A 24,607-nucleotide genomic window follows, 5' to 3' on the forward strand; every position below is an offset into this window, starting at 1 on the left:
CTCCGGGCTCGAATGGGGAACAGGCATGGGTTCCAACTCCACCCGGGAACAGCTCGCCGCGCAGGTCGCCCAGGCACCGGACGCGGAGCTGCCCGAACCGGTGTTCGCCAACCCGGCGGCCTACCGGGCACCCGACACGCCGCGACAGGAGACCCTGTGCGCGCTGTTCGCGGAGGCCCTCGGCGTGACCCGGGTGGGACTGGACGACAACTTCTTCGACCTGGGCGGCCAGTCACTCAACGGCATCCGGCTGGTCAACCTCATCAACAAGGCGCTCGGGCTGGACCTGTCGATCGACGAGTTGTTCGACTTCCCGACCGTCGCCGAACTGAACCAGCACATCGAGAGTTGAGCGGTACCGGACTGTGACCTCGCATCACATCGTGACCAGCAGGAGGCAGGCGTGACGACAACCGACGCCGAGGGTCGGGCCGCGGCGGCCGGAGTGGCCCCGTTGTCGCTGAATCAGGAGTTCAACAGCCTCTTCGACGGGGGTGGCGACGACGGCCCGTTCGGTTGTCGCAATTTCGCGGTCGGCGGGTGGCGCGTCACCGGTGGGCCGGTCGACCCGGATGTGCTGCGCGACGCGCTGGCCGACGTGGTGGCCCGACACGAGGCGCTCCGGACGCGAATCGCCGGGCCACCGGACGATCGGTACCAGGAGATCCTGCCGCCGAGCCCGGCCCGGGTGGACGTCCGCGATTTCCCGCCCACCCCCGAGGCCTCGCGCGCGGAGCTGGCCGAGACGCTGCTGCACGAGATCGAGACGGAGACGATCAGCGCGTACGAGGCGCCGTTCGTGCGCGTCGTCCTGGCCAGGTTCGACGACCGGGACGCGGTCCTGGTCCTGATGGGACATCACCTCAGCGTCGACGGGCAGTCCCTGGCGGTGATCATGCGGGACCTGGCCAACCGCTACGCCGCCCGGACCGGGCACAGCGTGCCGGAGCTGCCGGCCGCCCCGCAGTACCGCGAGTACGGCGCCTGGGAGCGCGAGGCCGCCACCTCGGTCGTGGCCCGCGACTACTGGCGCCGCCACCTGGACGGCGCCCAGTACACGGCTGTCGCCACCGACCTGCCGCGCTCGTCCGGCCTGCCCGAGACGACGGCTCGGCACCGCTTTCTCATCCCGGCCGACGTGATGTCGTCAATCGACCGCGTCGCCAGGTCGAACCGGACCACGCGCTTCATGGCCATGGCCGCGATCTACCAGTTGCTCGTGCATCGGCTCACCGGCGTCACGGACGTGGTGATGGCGACCTTCACGCCGGGCCGTGGCGGGGGGCTCTTCGACGAGACCGTCGGTTCGCTCTACAACTTCGTGCCACTGCGCACGGACCTCACCGGGTGCGCGTCGTACGAGGATGTGCTCCGGCGGACCCGGCGCACCTGCCTCGAGGCCTTCTCCCACGACATCCCGACCATGCAGATCTTCGCCGAGGCGCCGCAGCTGATGGACTCCGCGATGACCGACAACACGACGGCGATGGTGCTCGAGAGCGTGCCCACGAATCCGGTCGTGGACGCGCCGGGTGACCTGAGATTCGTCCGGATCACCCGTCTGGTGAGGTCGCAGGAGTTGTCGTCCGCGGTGCCGGACGGGGCGCTGTGGGACGTGAACCGGGATCCGTCCGGCGTCGGCATCGGTGCCGTCACCTACAAGCGGAACCTCTTTCGCCCGGACACGATCGCTTCGATGGCGGCGGAGTTCGGCGAGATAGCCCGCGCCTTCAGCTCCTCCCCCGGCGCGTCACCGGGCCTGGTGTAACGCACTCAGGACGGCGACACCTCCCGCGGACGGCGAAACACCACCCGAGAAGAGGACATCCATCGTGACCAATAGCATCCCGACCATGCGATTCGGTATGTTCATCCCCCAGGGTGCCGACTTCGACCTCGTCGGCATACCGCCGGCCGAGCAGTGGGACATACTCCGCGGTCTCGCCCAGGCCGCAGACGCAGGTCCGTTCGATTCGATCTGGGTGTTCGACCACTTCGTCAGTGATCCCCCGTCCGAGGAGTCGGCGTTCGAGGCGTGGTCGATGATGGCGGCGTTCGCCGCCTGCACCTCACGGGTACGCCTCGGGCAGCTCTGCACGTGCATGGGCTACCGCAATCCGGCGTACCTGGCCAAGGTGGCGGCCTGCGTCGACGTCATGTCCGGCGGCCGACTGGACGTGGGCGTCGGCGCCGGCTGGAACGAGCACGAGTGGCGCAGTTACGGCTACGGCTTTCCCAGCACCGGCGACCGGCTGGGAATGCTCGACGAGGGCGTGCAGATCATGCGGCAGCTGTGGACGACAGGCAGGGCCACGCTGATCGGCAAGCACTACCAGGTCGACGGTGCGATCAGCCGGCCGCTGCCCCTTCAGGAGGGCGGCATCCCGCTGTGGGTCGGGGGCGGCGGCGAGAAGAAGACGCTGCGGATCGCGGCGAAGTACGCGCAGTACACGAACTTCGGGGCGTCACTTGACGGTTTCACCCACAAGTCCCAGGTCCTGGCCGAGCACTGCCGGCAGGTGGGTACCGACTTCGACGCCATCGTCCGGTCGGTCATCCTCAACGTGACGATCGGTGAGACCGAGAAGGAGGTCGCCGAGAAGTTGGCGTGGACCCGAGCCCAGTACGCCCCGGTGCTGCCGGCGGCGGAACTCGAGTCTCTCCTGCGTTACTGGAGCGAGGGTCTGATCGGTACGCCCGAACAAATCGTCGAGCAGTTGACCAAGGCGGGACGGATGGGCGTCGGGTACGTGAACGCCAGATTCGTCGACGCGGCGTACGACCGGTCGAGCATCGATCTGTTCGCCGACAAGGTGATTCCGGAACTCACGAGATAACCCCGCGACCGGAGCACCGGCGACCCCACCCGCTCATTGCTCCTGTGCGGCACACCGCGCCGCGCGGCTGAAGATTTCCGCTGCAACGGTTATCATCGATGCCGCTCTGGTTCGTCGCTGATGTGGAACCGTGAGGTCGAACGGCGGACTGGGTCTTCGATCGACGAGGTGAGGGAGCGGCGGATGTCGGCTGGCGGATTTTCGGCGAAGCGACTGGTCCGGGTACGGGACCTGCTCGAGCGACACGTCGACTCCGGTTTCGTTCCTGGCCTGATGATGGTCCTGGCCCGCCGGGGCGAGGTGCATGTCGAGGCCAGGGGCACTCTCGCGTTCCAGGGCGCGGGCTCGGGGGTCCCGATGGCGGGCGACACTATCGTCCGTCTGGGGTCCATGTCGAAGCCGATCGTCGCGGCGTGCGCGATGACGCTTGTCGAGGACTGCACGCTGCGCCTGGACGACCCGGTGGACGACCTGCTGCCGGAACTGGCGGACATGCGGGTGCTCGGCGATCCGACCCGGCCCCTGGACGAGACCGATCCCGCTGCCCGTCCGATAACGCTGCGGGACATGCTGACCTTCACGATGGGCACCGGCATCGTGATCGCCGAGCAGGACACGGCCCCGATCGCCGACGCCCTGGACTCGATCGGCCGGCCGCACCTCGACGAGTGGGTGCGCCGCCTGGGCGCGCTGCCCCTGGTCCATCAGCCCGGTGAGCGCTGGATGTATCACACCGCCGCCGACGCGACGGGCGCCCTCATCGCCCGGGCCACCGGCAAGTCCTTCGGCGAGGCCCTGCGCGAACGGCTCTGCGATCCGCTCGGGATGAAGGACACCGGCTTCAGTGTGAACGCCGACTGCCTCGACCGGTTCTCGACGGCGTACGACCGGGACAGCACCCCCTCGGGCGAGGCGGTCGTCGAGGACCTGCCGGACGGCCCGTTCAGCCGGCCGGCGACGTTCGAGAGCGGCGGCGGCGGGCTCGTCTCGACCGCCGACGACTTCCTGGCCTTCGCGTCCGCTCTGCTCGCCGGCGGCACCCACCATGGCGAGCGGGTGCTTTCGCGGGCGTCGGTGGCCCTGATGACCACCGACCAGCTGACGCCCGAGCAGAAGGCGATCTCCGGCTTCTGGCCCGGGTATTTCGACAGCATGGGCTGGGGTTTCGGGATGTCCGTCATCACCCGGCGCACGCGCGTCGGCCCCTCGGTGGGCAGTTACGGCTGGCCCGGCTTCTACGGCACGGCCTGGTACAACGATCCCGCCGAGGACATGACGGCGCTCGTCATGATGCAGCGGGCGCACATGGGCGACCAGACCCTGCCGATGTGGAACGACTTCTGGACCACCGCCTACCAGGCGATCGACGACTGAGCCGGCACCCGGCTCGGAATGCCCGGACGGCGTGACGCCGTCCGGACACCCACCTCAGCCGGTCTGCCCGAGCCCGGCCTCCGCGGCCGCTGCCGCGTACGTCGCCCGCAGCTCGGCGAAGACCGACGGTGTCCCCGGCTCACGCGGGACGCCCAGGTGCTGCTCGCGCAGCTCGTCCATGAACCGGTCCCACAGCTCCGGTCCGCCCCGCTCGAGCAGTTCGACGCGGGCCGAGAGCTCGTGGCTGGCGGGCATGTGTCGCCGGCCCCACGAGCCGAGCGCCGCCATCACCGGCACGAGCTGCACGCCCGCCTCGGTGAGGCTGTAGCGGATCTTCTGCCGGTGGGTCGGGTCGTCCGCCCGCCACAGCAGTCCGTTGTCGACGAGCCGCCGCAGGCGGTCGGCGAGGATGTTGGAGGCGATCCCCTCGCGCGACCCCGCCAACAGCTCGCGGAAGTAGTGCCGGTCGCCGAACATCACATCGCGGAGCACCACGAGCGACCAGCGGTCGCAAACCGCCTCGACGGCCAGGTTGATCGGGCAGCCCGACCGGTACACGGAATCTCGTACGTCAGTCATCGTCGCTGACGGTACTTCGCAATCGGGCGTGTTAACGTCTCTCGACCACTTTTGTTCTGCAATCAGTTGCGGAGGGCTGATGGAGCCGACGAGCGAACGCATCGACTGGCGCTACAGCGACGACGGCGCCGAGCTTGTCCCGTGGGCCGACGCGGTGGCGAGGCTCGCCGCCGCGGGGCTCGCCTGGGTGGTGACGGTGCGTCCGGACGGCCGTCCACACGCGACCCCGATGGTGCCGGTGGTCCACGACGACAAGGTCTACTTCCACACCGGCAGCACCGAGGTGAAGTACGCCAACATCCAGGCCAATCCCCGCGTGCTCGTGCTTGCCGGCGACACGGAGTGGGAGCGCGGCCTGGACGTGTCCGTCGAGGGGACGGCCGCGCCGGTCACGGACGACGCGTTGCTGCGGCGCATCGCCGAGCTCTACAGCGGTTGCTGGGACGGCCGTTGGCAGCTCGACGTCCACGACGGGGTCGTTTTCTCGAAGTCGGCCGGCGGCGAGGTCGCGGTCTTCGAGGTGACGCCGCGCAAGGCGTTCGGCCATACGAAGGGCGACCCGTTCAGTCAGACCAACTACCGCCTCTGACGCCGGTCCGCGGCCCGGTACTCCGGTGCCGGGCGGCGGCCCCGTGGGCGACCCGTTCGGGTCGTCCGGCACGGACCGCCCGCAGATTTCCGCGAATGGCACGTCAACCATTCCTGTTCTCGTGAGGCGCCGCGTCCCTCGGATTCGGCATTCCGCCTGCCGCTGAGCGTTGTCAGCGGCATCTCTTCCGCACGGAGTCCGCCGTCTGCACGGCCGCGGACCTCGGGGCGACAGCCCCGCCGCCGCACCTGGTCTGACCCGACATCAGGCCAGGTGTCCGCCGACCTCGAGCCGGTGCCCGGCAATCTCCAAGATGCAGCGTCCGCGTCCCGGAATGCATTGTCGGAGTACGAGCACAATGCGGCTTTGGCCAACCGTGCCAAGGTGGCTGAGATGCGGAAGGAAGATCTGCGCGTGACCGTTGACATCGCCAATACCCAGGGGCCGGAGGACCGGACACTCGTAGCGGAGTTTCCCGTTCTTCCACCCAACCCCTACGACTCCACGATAGTTGGGGTGGGCACGGCCTCGTCCTCCACGTCCTTCTCGCAGCAGGACCTGCTGGACACCTTCGCGATCTCCGACCCGAAGATCCGCTCGGTCTTCCTCAACAGCGCGATCGGCCGCCGTTTCCTCGACCTGCCGCTTCCGGCCCAGGACGGCACCCCGTCCCCGGAGACGCAGGCCGACCTGCTCGATCGGCACAAGCGGCTGGCCGTGGACATGGGGATGCGCGCCCTGCAGGCGTGCCTGGACGACGCCGGCGCGACGGTTGCCGACATCCGGCACCTGTGCTGCGTGACGTCGACCGGGTTTCTCACGCCGGGGCTCAGTGCCCTGCTCATCCGTGAGCTGGGCATCGACCGGCACTGCAGCCGGAGCGACATCGTGGGGATGGGATGCAACGCGGGGCTCAACGCCCTGAACGTGGTGTCGAGCTGGTCCGTCGCCAACCCGGGCGAGCTCGCCGTGGTGTTGTGCGCCGAGGCCTGTTCCGCCGCGTACGTCCTGGACTCGACCATGCGCACGGCGGTCGTGAACAGTCTGTTCGGCGACGGCGCCGCCGCGGTGGCCGTGGTCGGTCGTCCGGTCGGCAGTTCGTCGGGCGCCTCCGGCCATCCGCGCATCCTCAAATTCGCCAGTTGCATCATCCCGGACGCCATCGGCGCCATGCGCTACGACTGGGACAGCGACCAGAACCGGTTCAGCTTCTTCCTCGACCCGCAGATCCCGTACGTGGTCGGGGCGCACGCGGAGATCGTCGCCGACCGTCTGCTGGCGAACACCGGACTGCTGCGGAGCGACATCGCGCACTGGATCGTGCACGCCGGCGGCAAGAAGGTCATCGACGCGGTGATGGTCAACCTGGGACTGAACCGCCACGAGGTCCGACACACCACAGGTGTCCTTCGCGACTACGGCAACGTGTCAAGCGGCTCGTTCCTCTTCTCGTACGAGCGGCTCCAGCAGGAGAGAGTAACCGTCCCGGGCGATTATGGAGTGCTGATGACCATGGGTCCTGGTTCCACGATCGAGACAGCGTTGATCCAGTGGTGAGCGCGGAAACCGTCCGGACCGGCCGGGGCGGCCTGTACGCCGCCGCCGGCGCGCGAGGTGATGTCGAGCTTCGCATCGATGGCTCACAACCCTTGAGCCGGGAGTCCGTGGCCGCGGTGGAGGCCGCCTGCGCGGCCGCCGAGTCGGACCGGACCACGACCGTGCTGCCGGTGCGGGTGACCGGTACGCCCGGCAAGGACTGGACACACGGCCTGGACGTCGCACTGGTCAGCAAGTGGGAGCGGGCACTACGCCGGCTGGAACGCCTGAACGTCACGACCGTCGCGGTCGCCTCCGGCGACTGCGGGGGCCTCGCCCTGGACGTCCTGCTGGCGACCGACTACCGCATCGCCACCCCCGACATCCGGCTGTCCCTGCTCGTCGACGGGGAGGCCACCTGGCCGGGCATGGCGCTCTTTCGACTCGCACAGCAGTCCAGTGGGCCCCGTCTGCGCCGGGCGATCCTCTTCGGCGCCCACCTGGACGCGTCCGAGAGCGTCGACCTGGGCATCGTCGACGAGCTGACCGACGACCCGGCCACGGCCCTGACCGAGGCGGTCGAGATGGTGAGCGGTCTCTCCGGCAGAGAGCTGGCCGTGCGCCGGCAACTGATGTTCGACGCCGCCACCACCAGTTTCGAGGATGCCCTGGGCCGCCACCTCGCGGCCTGCGACAGGGCGCTGCGGCGGTCGGCTGCCACGGCGCCGTAGCGGAACCGGTTCCCGCCTCAGGGGAGGGGCGGGTACGGGGGAGTCGGATCGTCGCTCGCTGGCGGCGACGGTCCGACTCCCCCATCTTCATGACACTCCGAGGAGACGACGGCCCGGCCCGGGGCGGCAGAACGCTGTTCCGGGCCGGGCCGTCCGCGCCCGCGGGGCCAACCCACCGGTCACGCGACGGGCGACCGATGCTCCGGTGAGCATCGGTCGCCCGTGGTGACAGTCGGACAGCTCAGTCGCGCGGACAGTTCTGGTAGACCGCCAGCTGCCACCGGTCGTCGCGCCGGACCAGGATCCAGGACGCCCGGATGGCGTCCCGGTCCGCCAGTTCGGTCTCGCCCGACGCGATCACACCGCCCGTGGTCAGCAGCGCCACGGCGCCGTCCGCGAGCGGCTTGAGGTCGATCGGGGTACCGGTGACCCGCGTACCCTCGTAGGGGCCGGCGTAGCTGGCCGACATGAATTCCCGGATCTCGTCGCGGCCCTTCTTGTACACGCCGGGAAGGATCAGCGTTCCGTCCTGGGTGAACAGGTCGGCGAAGGCGTCGGCGTCGTGCGCGGCCCAGGCCGCGACCATCCGCGCGGGTACGGCGGCGATCTCGGCCTGCTCGGCGCCGGAGATGGACGGCGCGGCGACCGGAGAGGGATTGGTCGTCATGGTTCCTCGCTTTCGTCGTACCGAATTGGGCACTGCTCTGATCGGGTGAAGACGCGGGCAGGCGACCCGGGCGCCGGCGCGGTCAGCGTGGAAGGGACCGGGCGAACGTGCGGATGTCGCCGACCAGCAGCTGTGGCTGCTCCAGGGCCGGGAAGTGGCCGCCACGGTCGAACTCGGTCCAGTGGGTGAGGGTAGGCATGATCTGCTCGGCGAACCGGCGTACCGGCCGCACCGCGTCCTTGGGGAACGACGCGACGCCCACCGGCATCTCCAGCGGCCACGGCCCGGCCCAGGTTCTGGCGAAGTCGGCGTCCATGTGGCTGGACTCGTAGTACAGCTGGGCGCTGGACCCGGCGGTCGCCGTCAGCCAGTAGATCGACACGGCGGTGAGGATGTGGTCGCGGCTCACCGCGTCCTCGGGCACCTTCGCCGAGTCCGTCCATTCCTTGTACTTTTCGGCGATCCAGGCGAGCTGCCCCACCGGCGAGTCGGTCAGCGCGTACGACAGCGTCTGCGGACGGGTCGACTGGATCCGCTGCCAGCCGGTGCCGTCCTGCATGAACCGGGCGGTGAACTCCAGCCGGGCCAGGTCCGCCTGGTCCAGGCCGGCCATCGCCGCCGGGTCGGGCGGCGGGAAGGTCACGCACATGTTGAGGTGGATGCCGACGACGTGCTCGGGGTCGGCCAGGCCGAGCCGCAGCGAGATCGGCATACCCCAGTCGCCGCCCTGAACCGCGTACCGGTCGTAGCCGAGGCCGCGCATCAGCTCCTTCCACGCGTCGGCCACCCGACCGGTGTCCCAGCCGACCTGTCCGGTGGGGCCGGAGAACGCGTACCCGGGGATCGACGGGATGACCAGGTGGAACGCGTCGGACGGCTCGCCGCCGTGCTTGACGGGGTCGGTCAACGGCTCGATGACCTCCAGGAACTCCGCAACGGTGCCCGGCCAGCCGTGGGTCATGATGAGCGGCAGCGCGTCGGGCTCAGGTGACCTGATGTGCATGAAGTGCACGTTCGTGCCGTCGATCTCGGTCACGTACTGCGGGTACTCGTTCAGGCGTGCCTCGGCGGCCCGCCAGTCGTAGGCACTTCGCCAGTGGTCGGCCAGCTCCCTGAGGTATCCCAGCGGCACGCCACGGTCCCAGCCGACGCCCGGAATCTCGTCCGGCCAGCGGGTGCTGGCGATCCGCTGTTTCAGATCGTCGAGCTCGGACTGCGGAATCTCGATACGGAATGAGCGCATCCTGCACCTCCTGAACTAGTCGCGGGCCACTGCGAGCGGCGCCGGGGCCGGGGACCGGCGCCCGGCATGCCGCAGCGTCCGAAGAACCCGGCCGGGACGAAGGAGAGCGGTCGGCTCGTCGACGAGGCCGGCGACCCTCATGAGGGCGTTGGTGAGGCTCTCGTCGTGGACCGCGGCCCGCTGGAGCCGGGCGACGTAGCTATTGATCATGCGTACCCGGGGGGTTCGTCGGCCCTCCACTCCGGCGTAGCCGAGGTCCGCGACCGCCGCGAAGTCCCAGGGCGAGTCGATCTGGCGCGAGATCGCCTGGAAGAACTCCCGCGCCGGCGGTACGGGGGACCTACTGAGCTGGTCGGCCAGCACCCGCGACTCGATGGCGGCGACAGCCATGCCCTGCGCGTACACAGGGTTGAAGCTGCACACCGCGTCGCCCATGACCAGCAGGCCCTCCGGGAAGCGGGTCAGCCGCTCGTAGCGGCGGCGCACGCTCGCCGGGAAACGGAACATCACCGGGTCGTCGATCGGCTCGGCCTCACGGATCGACTCGTAGATCTCCGGAACGGGCAGAGACCTGACGAACTCGAGGAAGCCCTCGGGGTCGGTCGGCGGGTGGTCGCCGAGCACGCCCGTGAGGGACAGCTCGACACGGCCGTCTCCCCCAGGGAGCCGGTAGTAGAAGGCGCCGCGCGGATGCGAGGGGGTCGCCGCCGCCATGATCGCGATGTCGCTGCCGAAGGGGTCGCGAGGCACCCGGTAGTGGCGGGTGGTGTAGGCCAGGTCGACCTTCACCCGGTCCTCGGCCGGCCGGGCATAACCCAGCTCCTCCAGCCAGGCCGGCGTCCGTGACCCCCGGCCGGTGGTGTCCACCACCAGGTCGGCGGGCAGGATCTCCGGGCCGGAACTCCCGTCGCGGGGCTGCACCCGCACGCCCGTGACCCGACTCGCGTCGGGGGTCGTCTCCAGCCCGACGATGTCGTGCTGCTCGAGGAACCGCACATTGCGCAGCTCCTCCACCCGATCGCGTATCAGCCGCTCGATGACGGGCCGGGTGCACGGCACCGACAGCAGGCCCGTCTGTGCCGGCCGGAGTCGCATGCCGTTGAAGTACCAGCGGATGTCGCCGCTGAAGTCGCCGGGCTGGACGCCGGCGTCCTCCAGGTCCGTCATGAGGCCGGGGAACCGCTTCTCGAGGATCTGCTGGCCGCGGGCGACCAGACCGTGGGCGTGGCGGCCGTGCGGGACGCCGCGCCGGTGGCCAGCCACCCCCGCCAGCTCGTCACGATCCACCACGAGCACTTCCGCGTAGACGTCGGCGAGTACGTCGGCGGCGAGCAGGCCGGCGAGGCTGCCACCAAGTACCACCGCCCGGTTACCGAGCTGATCAGGCATCGCGATCTCTTCCTCCCCTGTGGGCCAAGAAACGTGCGCCCTCGCGTACCGGCGGCCGCCGTATCGGGCAGGCGAAGGCCCTTCTTCGCCGCATGGGCCCCGGCAGAACCAGAGCCAGCATCGAGGATGGCGGCGGGCCGGACACCTTCCACCGTGCTACGGGACCAGGTCACGACGCCGCCGGGTACCGGATTCCGACTGGGCACCGTCCGATAAGGAGCCGCGCGCCGGTGCGCGAAGGATGGTGAGGGACGACGGTCGACCGAGTCGATCATGGTTGGCCGTGACCCTCCCGGGTCGCGGCCAACCCCGGTCGGCGAGGCCACGGGCCGCATCGGGCGGCACGAGCGCTTTAGGGAGCGGCATGACGCATTCGGGCGACGAACCAATCCTCCGGCGGCTGAGCCCCGGAGACGCCGATCCGATCCTGGTGGCCGACTTCCAGGCGATGTCCATGTCACCGCGCATGAGCGAGATGCTCAGCGAACGGATCCAGGGCCGCGCCGTCTTCCAGATCGATCCGATCGGCGTGCTGTCCGAGGACCGCCTGTACGTTCCGTTGCCGGATCTCGCCGCGGCCTGCGTGGACGAGTTCCTGACCGCCGGCGCGGACCACGGCCATGTGCACGTCGTCGGGCACTGCAGCGCCGCGCCTCTGGCACTGCGTGTCGCGGGCCTGTTGGCGGCCACCCGTCCGGTCACCGCCGTCCTGGTGAACCCGACGTGGCCCGGCGACGCCGATGTGACCGCGAAGTTCACCGAGTTCCTGGGCAAGTTCGGCCCGGCCACCCCGGCGCCCCCGGATCTGACGGCAGATCCTGCCCTCGTCATGGCGGGGATGGAACGCACCCTCCTCGACGAGGTGACGGCCCTGGCGGTCAGCCGGGGCCTCAGCGGCTCGGCGGGGGCGTTCACCGACCTGATCGTGTGGTACCGCGCGTGGCTGGCCTTCCTGCTGGCCGGGCGGAACGACACGCAGATCGGGCTCGCCGCCGGACAGGCGGCCGTGACGGTGCTGTCCGACTCCCCCTCGACCGTCACCGTGCCCGGCCGGACCGAGGATGCCTACCTGGTACGCGAGCTGCCGTCGCAGCCGGTCGGTACGGTCACGCCGGAGCTGGCCGAACTTGTCGCCACGCACATCGTGCCGACTCTCCGGACCGCGGCGCCCAGCCCGTCCCGCGTCACCGGCCACACCGCCTAGCCGCAGGCCCCGTCGCTCGCAGGGGGCGCCCCGCCGCGGTCGTCGATCGGCTGCTGGACGGGCGCCCCAGGGTCGGTTGGCCACCGTCACCGTCGGCTGAGAACGCGCGCAGGTGACGGATGGAACCAGTCCGCGCACGTACCTGTCGCGCCGGCGCCGCTCCCCTGCACCCCGTCACGGCAGGGCCGGCCGGACCGATCCGTCGGTCCGGCCGGCCCTGCTCCCATCCGCGTCCTGGCCGGTGCTCCTCGCGAAGCACCGGCCAGAACCGTCTCGATCAGCTCACCGCGCCGGCGGGCTTCGCCTCGACGAGTTCGGCCGCGTCCGGCCTGGTCCGCTCACCCCAGCGCGCCACGGCCGGCATCAGCAGGGCCGGCAGGAGGAAGAACACGCCGAGTGCGAGCAGACCGGGCAGGCCAAGGCCCAGGACCACACCGAGGAGCAGCGCCGGAGCCATCACGGACCCCATGCCGCCGATGATCCCGCCGACGCCGTCGTACTGCCCCTGCGCGTGGGCCGGGGGCAGGCCCATGCCGAGGGCGAACCCGCCGGACGTGTGCATGATCTCGCCGAAGGTGTGCACGGCGACGGCCGCGACCACCATCAGCAGCGCCGCCCAGCTGGGCAGCCCCGCCGCGAGGCCCAGCAGCGAGCTGCTGAACAGGAAGAACACGCCGGCGCGTCGCCACGCGTTGCCGCCCTGGCGGAGAGTCTTCACCTCACCGCCGAGACGGACCTGGAGCATGATGATCAGAATCGTGTTGATCACCAGGGACAGCGGGATGGCCCAGCGCGGCGCGTTCGTCTCCTCGACCACCCACAGCGGAAGCAGCAGCGTGAGGACGTAGAACTGCGGGTGGATGGCAGCCGCGAGCACCGCGAACGAGACGTACGGACGATCACGCAACGCGATCCAGCGCGGCCCGGTGGCCGGCTTCGGAAGGGGCGGGTAACTCGGCAGCCTGGTGAGCACCGCCCAGGCGACCAGGAAGCTGATCACGTCGAGGACGATGAGCGTCTTGAACGCGGTCGCCGTGCCGAGCTGGATCGCGATACCGCCGGGGATCAGGCCGAGCGACAGGCCCAGATTCGTGATGGCGTGGATCGAGGATCGGTAGCCGGCCGCCTCGTCGCCGGCCACCCGTCGCAGCAACGCTCCCTCGGCCGTCGCGACCGCACTCGACGCCACCGCGTGCACGGTGGCGGCGAGGAGGAACGTGACGAAGTTGTTGATGAAGAGGAAGGCGAACATCGCGGCGGCGTCCAGCAGCAGCACCGCCTTGACCACTTCGAGCGGGCCACGCCGGTCGGCCATCTCACCGACCATGAGACCCGTCACCAGGGTGACCAGAGCCGCGGCGGTCAGACCGACCCCGACCTGCGCGGCGGGCAGGTCGACGATTCGGGTGAAGTACAACGGCAGACTTCCCAGCAGCAGCCCACTTCCGAATGTGGTGATGAGCGTGGCCAGCGCGTACGAGCGCCTGGGGCCCGGCTCGGTGGGAAAAAGGGAGCTGACTACGCGAACTGGATTCCATCGCGGCATGGCTCCGCCTCCGATCTCTGTGTCGGTCGCTGGCAGCACGATCTCGGATCCGGCCTGCCGGTCACATCTCCCGGATTGCCCGACGGTGTGGAGACCGAGCACGCGACCCGCAGACGATCGCGGGCTAGCTGGTCGGCGGCCGGCTACACCCGGCCGCCGAGGGCGGTCAGCCCGAGCAGGCTGTCGGCCTGGCTGAGCTCCTCGACGCCGCGGTCGTAGACGGAGTAGGTGTGGAAGATGTTCCCGTTGTCCTGGATGAAGCAGCTCAGGCCGACGATCTCGACAGGCGTCTCGCTCACGACCAGCTCGATGGGCGTGCCGGCGGCCAGGATCTCCTCCTTGGACTCGAAGTTGTACATCACCGGGGCGACGCGCTCGTCGAGCGTGACGTGGAAGTCGTAGTTGAAGTCGCTGCCGAACGACGAGTACCACGGGAAGGGCAACCGCCTCCATTCCCTGCTGGCCCGCAGCTTGGCCAGCGAGGCCCGGGACACGGCGACGAACGCGGTGTCGCTCGCCCGCACGGCCGCGAGCACCCCCGGGTGGAGCCGACCCGAGAAGGCCGAGCAGCTCGGGCACGCGTCGTCCCAGGTCGGGTCGAACATGAGGTGGAAGACGATCAGCTGGCGACAGCCCTCGAACAGCTCCGGCAGGCTCACCGGCCCGCGCGCGCCCTGGAAGACGTAGTCCTTCTCGATCCGTACCATCGGCAGCCGACGGCGAGCGGCGACCAGCGCGGCATGCCGCGGGGCGAGCTGTTGCTCCGTGGCGAGAAGCTCCCTACGGGCCGTCAGCCACTGATCGCGGGAGACCACCTGCGGCAACACCATGAGCATCTCCTCTTCGGTCGACGGCGCCCTCAGAGGCGCCGAACCTCGACTGCCCGCCCACATCGTCGCTTCGGGGTCGGTCTGCCGATGCCCCCGAGTCCACGGGAGCAGCCGTGGACCCGTCGGGTGTCAGGGGGTTGGGGGGCCCGTTCCGGGCGCCGGGTGGGCAGGACGTCGGCCGGTGTGCAGGGCCTCACAGCATGCCGGATCACGACCCGTCCGTCCACAGTAGAGCCAGCGACGGATTGGGTCGGGCTCTCGGCGCGGGCCTCAGCCGGCCTCGACCACGGCCCCATCCGAGCCCGACCGGCTCTCGAGGTCACCCGTGCAGAGTGATGACGGATCGTGTTGCTCCGCTCACGGAGGCCCCTCATGAACAGTGCCATCAAATCCGCCATCGCGCGCATCTGGGAGGGCTACAGCGAGCCGCTGTCGCTCGACGAGATCGCGAGGAGCGCAATCCTCAGCAGGTTCCACTTCTCCCGCGTGTTCCGCGCCGCCACCCGGGTCTCCCCCGGGAGGTACCTGTCGGCGGTCCGCATCTACCAGGCCAAACGCCTGCTCGCCACCACCTCGATGAGCGTCACGGACATCTCCCTGGCGGTCGGCTTCAACAGCCTGGGGTCGTTCACGAACCACTTCACCGACAGCGTGGGAACCTCACCCAGCCGGTTCAGACGAATGTGGACCGAGGGCATCCGTGGGACACCCCAGCCCGAGGATCGGGCACTGCCCGAGTCGGGCACCATCACCGGCACCGTCACCCTGCCGGCCGGGTATGCCACGGCCCGGGTCTACATCGGCGCGTTCGACACCCCGATCATCCAGCGGCGGCCGGCGGCCTGGACCGTCGTCGAGGCCGAGGCCGGCACGAAGGCACGCTACTGCCTGCCCGACGTCTCCCCCGGGCAGTGGTTCGTCCGGGCTGTGGCGACGGCGGACAGCGTCGACCCGGAGCCCTGGACCCGGCGCTCGCTGCTCCTGGGCGACGTCGATCCGGTCACCGTGACGGACAGGTCCACAAGCATGGTCGGCATCGCGTTGCGGCCGAAGCGGACGACGGACCTGCCCATCCTCTACGCGATTCCCGACCTGGAGGCTCACCGTCCGGGCCGTGCCGTTCGGGCCGAGGCGGGCCGTACCGCCGAACTGGCACCCCGAGGCAGGTAGCGCGACGCGCGTCGGGACCGGTCGCGCGACGCGCGCCGGTTCCCGTCGCCGCGCGAAGGGCCCCACCACCCCGGCGACGCCCGGATACACAGAAAGGTCCGCCTCCGCGGGCGCCCTCGGGGCGCCCGCGGAGGCGGACCTCGGTGTACCTACCGCTTGGCGAACTGACCGGGACGGCGTCCCGGCCCGGCCGGGCCCCGGTAGGCCTGGGCGACGTCGAGCCAGCGGTCGGCCTCCTCGCCCTGCGCGGTCAGGGACAGGTCGTCGCGGTGTCGACGGCGGCTGACCAGCAGGGCGAAGTCGACGGCCGGGCCGGTCACCCGCTGGGTCGCGTCCGGCGGCCCGAACTCCCAGACCACACCCGAGGGACCGGTCAACTCGACCCGGAACTCCTGCGTCGGCGGCGTCAACCCGTGCGCGTGGTAGCCGAAGTCGCGGGTACGGAAGCCGAACCAGGCCAGGTGGCCGATCCGGTCGGTCAGCTCACGGGTACGCCCGAGCGCGTCGGCGATGTCCTGCCCGTGGCCGAACAGCTCCATCATGCCGGCCGCGGCCAGCACCGACGGCGGCAACGGGGTGACCAGCCACGGGACGGTGCCCGTCGGATCGACTGCGGCCAGCGCCTTGGCGGCCGTGTTGCGTTCCTGCCGCCACCTGTCCACGAGCGCGTCGGTGGGCAGCTCCATGTACGCGGTCAGGGCGTTGTCCACCGCAGCCTGGAAGTCACGCTTGGCGTCGGCCACGTGCTCGGCGAAGGCGTCCGGCTGGGTCGCCGACAGGGCGGCCAGGTGGGACACGAAGGTCAGGTGGGCGATCTGGTGCTTGACCGTCCAGCCCGGCGCCGGCGTGTCCGTGGACCACTGAGCCGGGCTCAGCCCGGTCACCAGGGCCTCGACGTCGTCGCCGTCGGCGATCAGGTCATCGTAGACACTCGTCTGGTTCGACATGGATCCTCCTGATGTTCACCTAAACCGAAGGGACTGACACGGGCTGGCCGTCACGGCCGTTCACCGCCACCGGTGTCCGCCGGCTGACCCGCTCCCCCGGCGGCAGCGACCCGAGATACCGGACGTCGACGCCACGGGACTGGGCGGCCCGGACGATGTGGGGCACGGCGCGCTCGGCGATCGCGGCGATGGTGAACGCGGGATTGACAGTCAACGCCCCGGGCACGGCCGAGCCGTCGGTCACGAAGATCCCCGGGTGGTCGCGCAACTCGTTCGTGTCGTCCAGGGCCGAGGTCTCCGGGTCGTCGCCCATCCGGCACGACGCCAGCGGATGCACGGTGTACGCCCCGATGACCTCGTTGGTCCAGGGCATCACCCGGGCGAGACCGTCGCGCTCCAGGATGTCGCGGATGTCCGCGTCGGCCAGAGCCCACCCGTTGCGGGTGTTGGCGGTCGGCTCGTACCGCAGGTTGCCCCGGCTGAGCATCTGCATGGAGATGCGGTCGGCGTTGCCGGTCTCCGGAGGAGGACCGAAGACGCCTTCGTTGTCGTCCTCCGACATGATGAAGATCGTCAGCCACGACTGCCAGCGCCGCAGGATCTCCTTCTTGTCCAACCCGAACCAGCTCGGTCCCTGGGCGTCGGGCGCCTGCGCGAGGATGGTGCCGAACCCGGGCGGGAAGTACAGCTGCTCCAGCGAGTAGCGGCTGAACTCGGGCAGCGAGCCGTCGAGGCGGTCCCAGCTGGCGGCGGACGGCCCCCGGCCGATCTGGTTGGCCGCGTACGCCAGGCCGTCGCCCCGATCGAGTCCCAGGACGTCACGGACCCGGTCCTCGTTGAGGATGGCCGTGTTGAGCCGCTCGCCGTTGCCGGAGAAGTAGCGCCCGACAGCGGGTGGCATCGCCCCGAGGGTCTCCTCGGACCGCTGCAGGATGACCGGGGTCGCCGCGGCGCCGGCCGCGACCACCACGAGTTTGGCCTCGATCACACCCTCGTCGACCTGCACCCGGTAGTCGACCGGGTCGACCACTGTGTAGCGGACCAGGAAGTCACCGTCGGCGGACCGCTCGATGCGCTGCACCTCGTGCAGGGGCCGGATCTGGGCGCCGTGGTCGACCGCCGCCGGCAGGTAGTTGAGCAGTAGCGACCGCTTGGCGTCGAACTTGCAGCCGGACATCATCCAGTTGCAGTTGGTGCACAGGTCGGTGTCGATCGCCGCCGCGACCGGATTGGCCGTACGACCGGCGTGGTCACAGGCCGCGGCGAACACGCCGCCGGCGTACGTGACGTCTTCCCACTTGCTCTGGGTGATGGGCAGGGCCTGCGCCACCCGGTCGTACCAGGGCTCCAGCGTGTCCCTGGTGATGGACTTCGGCCACATCCGCCGGCCGATGCTGCCCTCGCGTTCGAACACGAAGCGCGGGGCGCGGGGCATGGCCGCGAAGTAGACGACGCTGCCGCCGCCGACGCAGTTGCCGCCCAGCACGTTCATCCCCTCGCCCATGGTGAACTCGAACACCCGGGTCGACGACGAACCGAACTTGAAGTCGTGCTCGAACTCGTCGGCGGTCAGCCACGGGCCGCGTTCCAGGACGACGACCGAGGCGCCGCCGGCCGCCAGGTGGTACGCGGGAATCGCGCCGCCGAAGCCGCTGCCGATGACCAGGACATCGGTCCGTTCGTGGGCTGTCACTGCGGATCTCCTCTCGGGGTCGTCCGCGGGTGGATCGCGGCAAGGGCACGGCCATAGGAAAATCGGGGGAAGCGCCAGGCGCCGTCCGGGTCGGGCGGCATGAACCCCATCGAGGTCAAACCCGGATGGCCCGAGGCCAGGGCGTCGGTCGTACTCATGTGGGCGCCGGTGTCCCAGGCCATGGCGCTGAACATGGCCAGCGCGACCCACAGCTCCTGCTCCGGGTGGCCCGGCGCCAGGAGTTCCCGGGCCAGGGCGATCCGGTCCGCGAAGGCCAGCGCCACGAAGGGCGGCACGGCGGGATCCAGGTCGAGACCGGTCCGGGCACCGTAGTCGCGGGCGTGCTCGTTGAGCCCCTCGGCCAGGCTGTCCAGGGTGCCTGCCAGGCCGCCCTCCGGTGAGAGCATCAGGTCCACGGCTCCGGAGGCGACGGCGCCGCCTCCGCTGGCCGCGCCGGCGACCGCGCGGTCGCTCGGATCACGCCGCTCACCGGGAATGATGGTGTCGGCGTACGCCTCCAGGGTCATCACCTGGTCGGCTGTCAGGGCGTCGAAGTTGTCCACGTACCTTCCTTTACGGCCGCGGCGTGTCGAACAGGCTGGGGAAACGCGTGGTGAGACCCAGGTCCCCGCGGGCCTTCATGCGGCCGCGCAGGAACAGGATCCTGGCGTTGGCGTTGCCGGTGACCATCCTGAGGAAGTCGACCGGACCGAGGGTCAGGGTCAGACGGGCCGGGCGTGTGGGCTCCAGCGACGCCGTCAGCGTTCCCTGCGTGATGACCAGCTCCAGCGTGTCGGTGCCGCCGTCGGGGCGCCCGGTCACCTTCCAGTGCACCACCGCGTCGAGGTCGCCGGCCCGGTCGGCCCGGAAGACCGCGGGCAGGTCCTCGACGATGTCGTGCACGATCGACGCGCGGCGTGGTGACTGCATGAGGGCCAGCAGCTCGCCGGTGGAGGCGGCCTTGACCTGTCGGGCAAACGCGAGCCGGTCGTGCAGCGGGCTCGTGTCGACTGGGCTCATCCGTCGAATCTCCTGTCGGGGTGCGCCACGGGGTTCCACCGCCTGTCATCGGCGTCGGTGGGACCGAGGCGGTTCCCTCGACCATGGCACCGCCGGCCGTGCTCGGCCCTCTCCCACCGTGCCGTCCGCACGAAGACGAGTGCCGGACGCCTGGGCGCCCGGCACTCGTGTCCCGTCTCGAACGGGGGGATCGCCCTATCGCACGGCGATTCGGGTACGGTCGCGGACGAGTTCGGCCGCGGTGGCGAACGCGTCCGCCCCGTCCAGCTCCCAGACCCGTACGGGCCGGGCCGACAGCACCGTCACCGCTCCCACGTAACCCGGTTCGGGCCGCAGGTCCACCATCTGTGCCGTCTCGACCAGCTCCGGTCGGTCGGTGAAGCCGGTCAGCCGCACCTGTCCGTGTGACGCCCCCACGGTCACGTTCGACATCGGGGTCCGCAGCCCGTCACCTGTCGCCTTGAGCACCGACTCCTTGCGCGTCCAGCAGTGGTAGAAGGCCTGGAGTCGGGCCGATGGGTCCTCGATGGCGTCGAAGACCCGGCGCTCGGCCTCGCCGAACACGAATCCCAGCATGCTGTCCATGTCCACGTCGGGGTTCACCTGCTCCACGTCCACCCCGACCGGTCCGTGCTCGTACAGCGCGACCGCGACCCGGTCGCCGGAGTGCGAAAGGGAGACGTTCGGTGTGCCTCCCACGACCTCGGGGCGGCCGTGCAGCCGTCCGCAGTCCGGGCACTCCCGCCGCAGCCTGACATCGAAGGGATCACAACCGGCCCACCCGGCCACCGCGACCTTGACGAGCGCGGTGGCCGAGGTGAACCGTCGTCGTGCCACGACGTTGTGGAACGACTCGGCGCGGGCCCGTTCCGGTTCGCTGAGCAGCTCCTCGCACCAGTCGGGCGCATCTCTCGGGTCGATGCACCACACGCAACAGTCCGTGGTGCGGACCGCCGCGCCGGTGTCGCCGCCCGGGACACCGATGGTCAACGTCAGCTCGCCGGTGCCGCCGCGGCGACCGCCGGCTGGCGGCGACGCTCCCGCAGCCACTTCAGCCACCACATGGCGCCCCGGCCCAGGCAGACGAGGGTCGTCGCGAAGAACAGGGTGTACACGATGTTGAACTGCATCAGCACGCCGTACACGACACCCACGCTCATCCCGAACATGAACTGGTGAAGCGGCCGGCTCGGGGTGGTACCGGGGTCGGTCACCATGTAGTTGGTGTAGAGAAGGAACGCCACACCGGTCATCGGCACCAGCGCGGCCCACAGGTTGACGTCCCAGACCCAGTGCCGCACCAGGGCCTGGATGACGAACGTGCCGACCCAGCCCAGGATCAGGGGCACCTTCTTGGTCAGGACGGCGTTCAGGACCGTACCGGCGGTCAGCAGGATGACCGGGATCATGATCCGGAACACGTCCGGCACGTGCTCGGTGAAGTGGTACGGCGGGGCGATGTTGACCCAGGAGAACAGGACCAGGGCCATGGTGATGCCGAAGTTCGACGGATTCATGAAGTGCCGCATCCGCCCCTTGATCGGCGCGACGAGGACCGCCTTCTGACCGACACCGATCACCACGGCGAGGGCGATCGGCCAGAACCGGTCGTTCGCGTACAGCAGCATGTTGACCGCGAGTGTGGTGATGTAGGCCGGTAGCAGGAATGTGAACAACCCCCATGCGCCGTGTCCGGCGAAGGCGGGTGTGCTCCGCGTGGCCCACGCGGCGATCAGCGCGATCACGATCTCCAGGCCCAGACCGATGGCCAGGGCGAAGAACGGCCAGGCCCATGGCTGCTCGAATCCGAGAACCGTGTAGCCCAGGATGTTGAAGATGCTCATCGAGATGGCGAAGTTCCGCAGCGCCAGGTAGCGCGGGTCCCGGCGGTCCACCCGCGGTGGCCGGCCGGCTCGCCTGTCCTCCGCGCGCCGCAGCGCCGGGGGCACCGGCACGTCCCTGGCCGGCGGTGGGAGGGTGATGGTGCTGGATAGGTGGTTCTGGCCGCGCCCGTCACCTGTCGAGACGCTGTCCGTCGCCGTCATTTCGCTGCTACCTCCTTGACCTGGTCGGTCAGCATCAGGTCGTGCCAGCCGGCGGCCAGGTCAACCTTCTGCACCCGGGCGGTCCCCTGGAGGTCCCGCCAGCTGATCTCGGCCGACACGGGCTGCGAGCCCTGGTCGCCCAGACCGAAGAACACGTCGAAGCTCCGCTTGCCGGAGTGGCCGCCACCGCCGTCGAGCTGGGCGACCTGCCGGCGACCGTCGGCCGTGGTCACCACGACCTTGGCGCCGTACGCCGGGGTGCCGATCGGTCCCGCCGCGGCGCCGGCTGTGGCCGGTCGGTGCAGGCGCAGGCCGACGAAGTCACCGCGGTTGGCGCTCTCGTTGCGGTAGAAGGCCGGCGCACCCCACTGACGGGCGATGGCGAACTCCTGCCCGCCGTCGCCGTCGGTGTCGGCGACCGCCACACCCCGGGTCGGGATCGGCACGGCCAGGCCGAGCTTGGCGCTGATGTTGACGAAGCGGTCGTCGCCGTCGCGTACCCAGAACGCCATGGGCTCGTGCCCGGCGATGTCGTCACCCGGCTCGGCCTTGGGCCACATGTCCGGGTTCTCCAGCAACAGGTCGTTGCTCATGGCCAGTTCCTGCAACCAGTTGAACCGGTTGATGGTGCCCTTGACGAACCCGCAGGCCTGTACGACGGCCAGGTGGCCGCTGTTGTCGAAGTCGGCCATCTTGGAGTCCCAGCCCCAGCCGGTCCAGGCCATGTCGAGGTCGGCGGCCTCGTTGCGGAACGGCGCGATGCCCTTCTCCAGCTTCGCCCTGGCACCGGCTTCGCTGCTCTCGGTGTTGATCCAGGTGAGGTTGCTCTCCTCCAGACCCCACGACGTGGTGATGTTGCTGACGAAGGCGTCGAACTGGCCATTGCCGTTCAGGTCGCCGAACTCGATGGACATGCCCTTGAACGAGTCATGCCCGACGACCAGGGACTTGGGCGTGAGCGCGTCCCGCTCGCCCTCCACCAGCTCGAACCTGATGTCACCCCTGGTCGAGCGGTTGTGGAACATCCGGTCCTGACCGAAGTCGTTGGCCAGGTAGAGCTCGGGCAGCAGGTCGCCGTCGAGGTCGGCCGAGCTGGCACCCAGCGTCCAGCCGGTGGCGAAGCGGGGGTCGATGGCCGGTTCCTCTTCGAAGGAGACAGACGTCGCGGTCGCCCCGGTCCAGCGCAGGATGTGCGCGCCACCGGCGTTGGTGGCCCGGGACATGGAGTGGTTCATCTGGACGTTGGGCTGCCCGTGGGGGTCCAGCACACCGCTTTCCGGGAAGTAGTTGAACACCCCGAGGTCGGGGTGCCCGTCGCCGTCGAAGTCGGCTACCGCCACGGCGTTGGTGTTCCACTGCTTGCCCTGGTAGGTGCCGCCGGGGCCGGTGGACGACGCGATCAGTTCGGTGGGCTGGTAGCTGGCCAGGCTCAGCGGGCCCTGCTGGCCCCGGTGCAGGAACACCACGGGGGTACGCCCCCAGTAGTAGACCAGCAGGTCGGTCCACCCGTCACCGTTGTAGTCGCCCGGGACGCAGCCCATCGGCGCGATGACGTCGTTCATCGGCAGGGGGGCCGGGTTCAGCACGAACGGCTGGTAGTTCTCGCCGCCGGCCGGGGCCGGGGTGACGATGGCCGCGTCGGATCGCGTGTCGACGAGGCACAGGTCGTTTGCCACACCGCGACCGTCCAGGTCGTTGATGGAGATGGCGGCGCCGACCGACGAGATCCACGACCGGATGTGCTTGTACCTCGGGTTGACCACCCGCACCGACTTCTGCGGGAGATTCTCCGGCAGCGCGATCGGCATTTCCGTGAACCGGAACTGCGCGGCCAGTGCGGCCTCGTCGGCGGCGGAGATCGCGGGTCGCTGGGCCACCACGAACAGCGTGGTGCACAGGACGAGGACGAATAGTGCTGGGGCGAGTCTGCGGACCACCGCGACTGGGCTCGATCGCATTGGATCCTCTCATCTCGACGGAGAAGGCGTCAGCCGACGCCGGACGGCGGCAGCAGTTCCTGCCGAGGAAATCGTGGGTTCTGCGCTGCGGCAGTTCTTCTCGTGAAATGCGCGATGGCCTGCCTGCGAACGCGTTGAGGACCCGGCGGGCCACCGGAATGGCCGAACCGGGTCCCCGCGGTCCCGAATGGGACAGAGCTTCTCAACAGGTTGGCGGCCGCGGCCGCCCGGTCGTACCGATCGGTCCTATGCGGCGCCGGTGGACCCCGGCTGGGCGGGCACCGGCGCCGGCGGCTGGTCGGTACGCAGGAACTGGCCGTTGAGGAACAGCAGTGCGTCCTCGCCGGGTCGGCGCCACAGTGACAGCACCCGACCGACGTAGATCGTGTGGTCGCCCGCCTCGTGGTGCTGCTCCAGCTCGCATTCGAGATGGGCCAGCGAGCCGTCGATGAGCGGCGCGCCGCTGTACGCCCCCGGTGACCACGACACCGCGTTGAACTGATCCCGGCCGACCGGCCGCCGCTTGTCGGCGAAGTACCTGGCCAGCGCGGTCTGGTCGGCGGCCAGGATCGACACCGCGAAGGCCGGCTGCTGCTCCAGGACGTCGTGCATGAGGGCGTCGCGCCCGACGCAGACCAGGATGAGCGGCGGGTCGAGGGAGACCGCGGTGAAGGAGTTGGCGGTCATGCCGTGCGCGATCTCTCCACCCACCGTCACCACGGTGACGCCGGTGGCGAAGGCGCCGAACACCCGGCGCAGTGACGCCTTCTCGTGGACCACATCCTGGGTTGGCTGGAGCCTTTCCACATTCGCCTCCGGGGGCCGTCTAGGCATAGGGCTGAAGGGCCTTGGCCAGCGCCTCCGGCACGCGGGCCGGAGTCGTCCGGGTGTTGGGGCCCCGCATACAGGCGACCCGTTGACTGCCGCGCGCGACGAGCGTCTCCCCGTTTTCGTCCAACCGCACGTAGTCGAAGCCGAACTGCACCTGGGTCTGCGCCAACTCGGTCAGGCGCATACGGATGGACAGATCGTCAAAGGCCGCCAGCTCGGCGAAGAATTCGCAGTCCACCTTGAGGGTGAACAACTTCAGGTCCTGCTGGAGATCCTCGAGGACCGCCGGCGCCCGGTCCTTGAGGAACATCTCCCGGCACCGGCCCTGCCACCGCAGATAGTTGACGTAGTAGACATTGCCGACCATGTTGGTTTCCTCGAACCCCACGGTGTGGCGATACTCGTAGTATTTCGTCAC

At 69.8% G+C, this 24,607-nt stretch carries 24 protein-coding genes; 9 read left to right on the forward strand and 15 right to left on the reverse strand.

Translation table 11 applies throughout. The features are described from left to right. Positions 1 to 25: 25 nt before the first annotated feature. The 4 genes from FHG89_RS16340 (at position 26) to FHG89_RS16355 (ending at position 4,211) form a co-directional block, all read left to right on the forward strand. Positions 26 to 352 (forward strand): phosphopantetheine-binding protein, encoded by a 327-nt coding sequence (locus FHG89_RS16340; protein ID WP_139585245.1) that lies wholly within the window; start codon positions 26 to 28, stop codon positions 350 to 352. Positions 353 to 403: 51 nt separating this feature from the next. Then, positions 404 to 1,768 (forward strand): condensation domain-containing protein, encoded by a 1,365-nt coding sequence (locus FHG89_RS16345; RefSeq protein ID WP_139585246.1) that lies wholly within the window; start codon positions 404 to 406, stop codon positions 1,766 to 1,768. Between the two features lie 85 nt (positions 1,769 to 1,853). Then, positions 1,854 to 2,837: an LLM class F420-dependent oxidoreductase gene (locus FHG89_RS16350; protein WP_139585247.1), complete on the forward strand. Its 984-nt coding sequence runs from the start codon at positions 1,854 to 1,856 to the stop codon at positions 2,835 to 2,837. A 183-nt stretch (positions 2,838 to 3,020) separates the two neighbouring features. Further along, positions 3,021 to 4,211 (forward strand): serine hydrolase domain-containing protein, encoded by a 1,191-nt coding sequence (locus FHG89_RS16355; RefSeq protein WP_139585248.1) that lies wholly within the window; start codon positions 3,021 to 3,023, stop codon positions 4,209 to 4,211. Positions 4,212 to 4,265: 54 nt separating this feature from the next. On the opposite strand, the gene FHG89_RS16360 is transcribed toward FHG89_RS16355, so the two are convergent. Continuing rightward, positions 4,266 to 4,790 (reverse strand): winged helix-turn-helix transcriptional regulator, encoded by a 525-nt coding sequence (locus tag FHG89_RS16360; RefSeq protein WP_139585249.1) that lies wholly within the window; start codon positions 4,788 to 4,790, stop codon positions 4,266 to 4,268. A 79-nt stretch (positions 4,791 to 4,869) separates the two neighbouring features. Between FHG89_RS16360 and FHG89_RS16365 the strand changes: the two genes are divergently transcribed. From FHG89_RS16365 to dpgB, 3 genes are all read left to right on the forward strand, one after another. Next, entirely contained in the window at positions 4,870 to 5,379 is a 510-nt protein-coding gene (locus FHG89_RS16365) for a pyridoxamine 5'-phosphate oxidase family protein (protein WP_139585250.1), read from the forward strand. A 393-nt stretch (positions 5,380 to 5,772) separates the two neighbouring features. Beyond that, positions 5,773 to 6,936 (forward strand): 3,5-dihydroxyphenylacetyl-CoA synthase DpgA, encoded by a 1,164-nt coding sequence (dpgA, locus tag FHG89_RS16370; protein ID WP_139585251.1) that lies wholly within the window; start codon positions 5,773 to 5,775, stop codon positions 6,934 to 6,936. Continuing rightward, entirely contained in the window at positions 6,930 to 7,646 is a 717-nt protein-coding gene (dpgB, locus tag FHG89_RS16375) for an enoyl-CoA-hydratase DpgB (protein WP_208760995.1), read from the forward strand. Before dpgA ends, dpgB begins: the two co-directional genes overlap by 7 nt. 241 nt (positions 7,647 to 7,887) lie before the next feature. On the opposite strand, the gene FHG89_RS16380 is transcribed toward dpgB, so the two are convergent. The 3 genes from FHG89_RS16380 to FHG89_RS16390 form a co-directional block, all read right to left on the reverse strand. Continuing rightward, positions 7,888 to 8,313, reverse strand: coding sequence for an SgcJ/EcaC family oxidoreductase (locus tag FHG89_RS16380; protein ID WP_139585252.1), 426 nt, complete (start codon positions 8,311 to 8,313; stop codon positions 7,888 to 7,890). 82 nt (positions 8,314 to 8,395) lie between these two features. Beyond that, the gene (locus FHG89_RS16385; RefSeq protein WP_139585253.1) at positions 8,396 to 9,556 is read right to left on the reverse strand and encodes an epoxide hydrolase family protein; all 1,161 of its coding nucleotides are present in this window, start codon (positions 9,554 to 9,556) and stop codon (positions 8,396 to 8,398) included. 15 nt (positions 9,557 to 9,571) lie between these two features. Next, positions 9,572 to 10,945: an FAD-dependent oxidoreductase gene (locus FHG89_RS16390; RefSeq protein ID WP_139585254.1), complete on the reverse strand. Its 1,374-nt coding sequence runs from the start codon at positions 10,943 to 10,945 to the stop codon at positions 9,572 to 9,574. A 364-nt stretch (positions 10,946 to 11,309) separates the two neighbouring features. Between FHG89_RS16390 and FHG89_RS16395 the strand changes: the two genes are divergently transcribed. Then, positions 11,310 to 12,149: an alpha/beta fold hydrolase gene (locus tag FHG89_RS16395; RefSeq protein WP_139585255.1), complete on the forward strand. Its 840-nt coding sequence runs from the start codon at positions 11,310 to 11,312 to the stop codon at positions 12,147 to 12,149. A 277-nt stretch (positions 12,150 to 12,426) separates the two neighbouring features. Here FHG89_RS16395 and FHG89_RS16400 read toward each other — a convergent pair whose 3' ends face one another. Continuing rightward, entirely contained in the window at positions 12,427 to 13,695 is a 1,269-nt protein-coding gene (locus FHG89_RS16400; RefSeq protein WP_139585256.1) for an MFS transporter, read from the reverse strand. A gap of 143 nt (positions 13,696 to 13,838) precedes the next feature. Next, the gene (locus FHG89_RS16405; protein WP_167517447.1) at positions 13,839 to 14,525 is read right to left on the reverse strand and encodes a DUF899 domain-containing protein; all 687 of its coding nucleotides are present in this window, start codon (positions 14,523 to 14,525) and stop codon (positions 13,839 to 13,841) included. 372 nt (positions 14,526 to 14,897) lie between these two features. On the opposite strand from FHG89_RS16405, the gene FHG89_RS16410 reads away from it, so the two are divergent. Continuing rightward, positions 14,898 to 15,695, forward strand: a complete 798-nt coding sequence (locus tag FHG89_RS16410; RefSeq protein ID WP_139585258.1) for a helix-turn-helix transcriptional regulator — start codon at positions 14,898 to 14,900, stop codon at positions 15,693 to 15,695. Between the two features lie 149 nt (positions 15,696 to 15,844). On the opposite strand, the gene FHG89_RS16415 is transcribed toward FHG89_RS16410, so the two are convergent. The 9 genes from FHG89_RS16415 to FHG89_RS16455 all read right to left on the reverse strand — a co-directional run bounded on the left by FHG89_RS16415 (position 15,845) and on the right by FHG89_RS16455 (position 24,607). Continuing rightward, positions 15,845 to 16,642 carry a TIGR03084 family metal-binding protein gene (locus FHG89_RS16415; protein WP_139585259.1) on the reverse strand — a complete coding sequence of 266 codons (798 nt, stop codon included), beginning with the start codon at positions 16,640 to 16,642 and terminating at the stop codon, positions 15,845 to 15,847. 19 nt (positions 16,643 to 16,661) lie between these two features. After that, positions 16,662 to 18,335, reverse strand: a complete 1,674-nt coding sequence (locus FHG89_RS16420) for a GMC family oxidoreductase N-terminal domain-containing protein (protein ID WP_139585260.1) — start codon at positions 18,333 to 18,335, stop codon at positions 16,662 to 16,664. After that, complete coding sequence (locus FHG89_RS16425) at positions 18,332 to 18,862, reverse strand: DUF5987 family protein (RefSeq protein ID WP_139585306.1); 531 nt, start codon at positions 18,860 to 18,862, stop codon at positions 18,332 to 18,334. Before FHG89_RS16425 ends, FHG89_RS16420 begins: the two co-directional genes overlap by 4 nt. A 46-nt stretch (positions 18,863 to 18,908) precedes the next feature. Next, positions 18,909 to 19,355 carry an SCP2 sterol-binding domain-containing protein gene (locus tag FHG89_RS16430; RefSeq protein ID WP_139585261.1) on the reverse strand — a complete coding sequence of 149 codons (447 nt, stop codon included), beginning with the start codon at positions 19,353 to 19,355 and terminating at the stop codon, positions 18,909 to 18,911. A 195-nt stretch (positions 19,356 to 19,550) separates the two neighbouring features. Then, entirely contained in the window at positions 19,551 to 20,405 is an 855-nt protein-coding gene (locus FHG89_RS16435; protein ID WP_139585262.1) for a 4'-phosphopantetheinyl transferase family protein, read from the reverse strand. Next, on the reverse strand, positions 20,348 to 21,400 hold the full coding sequence (locus FHG89_RS16440) for an enediyne biosynthesis protein (protein ID WP_244295520.1): 1,053 nt from the start codon (positions 21,398 to 21,400) through the stop codon (positions 20,348 to 20,350). The genes FHG89_RS16435 and FHG89_RS16440 overlap by 58 nt, the downstream gene beginning before the upstream one ends. Then, positions 21,397 to 23,358, reverse strand: a complete 1,962-nt coding sequence (locus tag FHG89_RS16445) for a CRTAC1 family protein (protein WP_139585263.1) — start codon at positions 23,356 to 23,358, stop codon at positions 21,397 to 21,399. Before FHG89_RS16445 ends, FHG89_RS16440 begins: the two co-directional genes overlap by 4 nt. A gap of 246 nt (positions 23,359 to 23,604) precedes the next feature. Further along, entirely contained in the window at positions 23,605 to 24,192 is a 588-nt protein-coding gene (locus FHG89_RS16450; protein WP_139585264.1) for a flavin reductase family protein, read from the reverse strand. Continuing rightward, positions 24,185 to 24,607 carry an acyl-CoA thioesterase gene (locus tag FHG89_RS16455; protein ID WP_139585265.1) on the reverse strand — a complete coding sequence of 141 codons (423 nt, stop codon included), beginning with the start codon at positions 24,605 to 24,607 and terminating at the stop codon, positions 24,185 to 24,187. The genes FHG89_RS16450 and FHG89_RS16455 overlap by 8 nt, the downstream gene beginning before the upstream one ends.

Origin of the sequence: Micromonospora orduensis, assembly GCF_006228125.1 — a bacterium.
Lineage (GTDB): Bacteria > Actinomycetota > Actinomycetes > Mycobacteriales > Micromonosporaceae > Micromonospora > Micromonospora orduensis.

Coding starts and splice junctions, on each gene's coding strand:
- FHG89_RS16340 (WP_139585245.1), top strand. CDS start 26: ATGGGTTCCAACTCCACCCGGGAACAGCTCGCCGCGCAGGTCGCCCAG.
- FHG89_RS16350 (WP_139585247.1), top strand. CDS start 1,854: ATGCGATTCGGTATGTTCATCCCCCAGGGTGCCGACTTCGACCTCGTC.
- FHG89_RS16355 (WP_139585248.1), top strand. CDS start 3,021: ATGTCGGCTGGCGGATTTTCGGCGAAGCGACTGGTCCGGGTACGGGAC.
- FHG89_RS16360 (WP_139585249.1), bottom strand. CDS start 4,790: ATGACTGACGTACGAGATTCCGTGTACCGGTCGGGCTGCCCGATCAAC.
- FHG89_RS16365 (WP_139585250.1), top strand. CDS start 4,870: ATGGAGCCGACGAGCGAACGCATCGACTGGCGCTACAGCGACGACGGC.
- dpgA (WP_139585251.1), top strand. CDS start 5,773: ATGCGGAAGGAAGATCTGCGCGTGACCGTTGACATCGCCAATACCCAG.
- FHG89_RS16380 (WP_139585252.1), bottom strand. CDS start 8,313: ATGACGACCAATCCCTCTCCGGTCGCCGCGCCGTCCATCTCCGGCGCC.
- FHG89_RS16385 (WP_139585253.1), bottom strand. CDS start 9,556: ATGCGCTCATTCCGTATCGAGATTCCGCAGTCCGAGCTCGACGATCTG.
- FHG89_RS16390 (WP_139585254.1), bottom strand. CDS start 10,945: ATGCCTGATCAGCTCGGTAACCGGGCGGTGGTACTTGGTGGCAGCCTC.
- FHG89_RS16395 (WP_139585255.1), top strand. CDS start 11,310: ATGACGCATTCGGGCGACGAACCAATCCTCCGGCGGCTGAGCCCCGGA.
- FHG89_RS16400 (WP_139585256.1), bottom strand. CDS start 13,695: ATGCCGCGATGGAATCCAGTTCGCGTAGTCAGCTCCCTTTTTCCCACC.
- FHG89_RS16405 (WP_167517447.1), bottom strand. CDS start 14,525: ATGGTGTTGCCGCAGGTGGTCTCCCGCGATCAGTGGCTGACGGCCCGT.
- FHG89_RS16410 (WP_139585258.1), top strand. CDS start 14,898: ATGAACAGTGCCATCAAATCCGCCATCGCGCGCATCTGGGAGGGCTAC.
- FHG89_RS16415 (WP_139585259.1), bottom strand. CDS start 16,642: ATGTCGAACCAGACGAGTGTCTACGATGACCTGATCGCCGACGGCGAC.
- FHG89_RS16425 (WP_139585306.1), bottom strand. CDS start 18,862: ATGACCCTGGAGGCGTACGCCGACACCATCATTCCCGGTGAGCGGCGT.
- FHG89_RS16430 (WP_139585261.1), bottom strand. CDS start 19,355: ATGAGCCCAGTCGACACGAGCCCGCTGCACGACCGGCTCGCGTTTGCC.
- FHG89_RS16440 (WP_244295520.1), bottom strand. CDS start 21,400: ATGACGGCGACGGACAGCGTCTCGACAGGTGACGGGCGCGGCCAGAAC.
- FHG89_RS16445 (WP_139585263.1), bottom strand. CDS start 23,358: ATGCGATCGAGCCCAGTCGCGGTGGTCCGCAGACTCGCCCCAGCACTA.
- FHG89_RS16450 (WP_139585264.1), bottom strand. CDS start 24,192: ATGCCTAGACGGCCCCCGGAGGCGAATGTGGAAAGGCTCCAGCCAACC.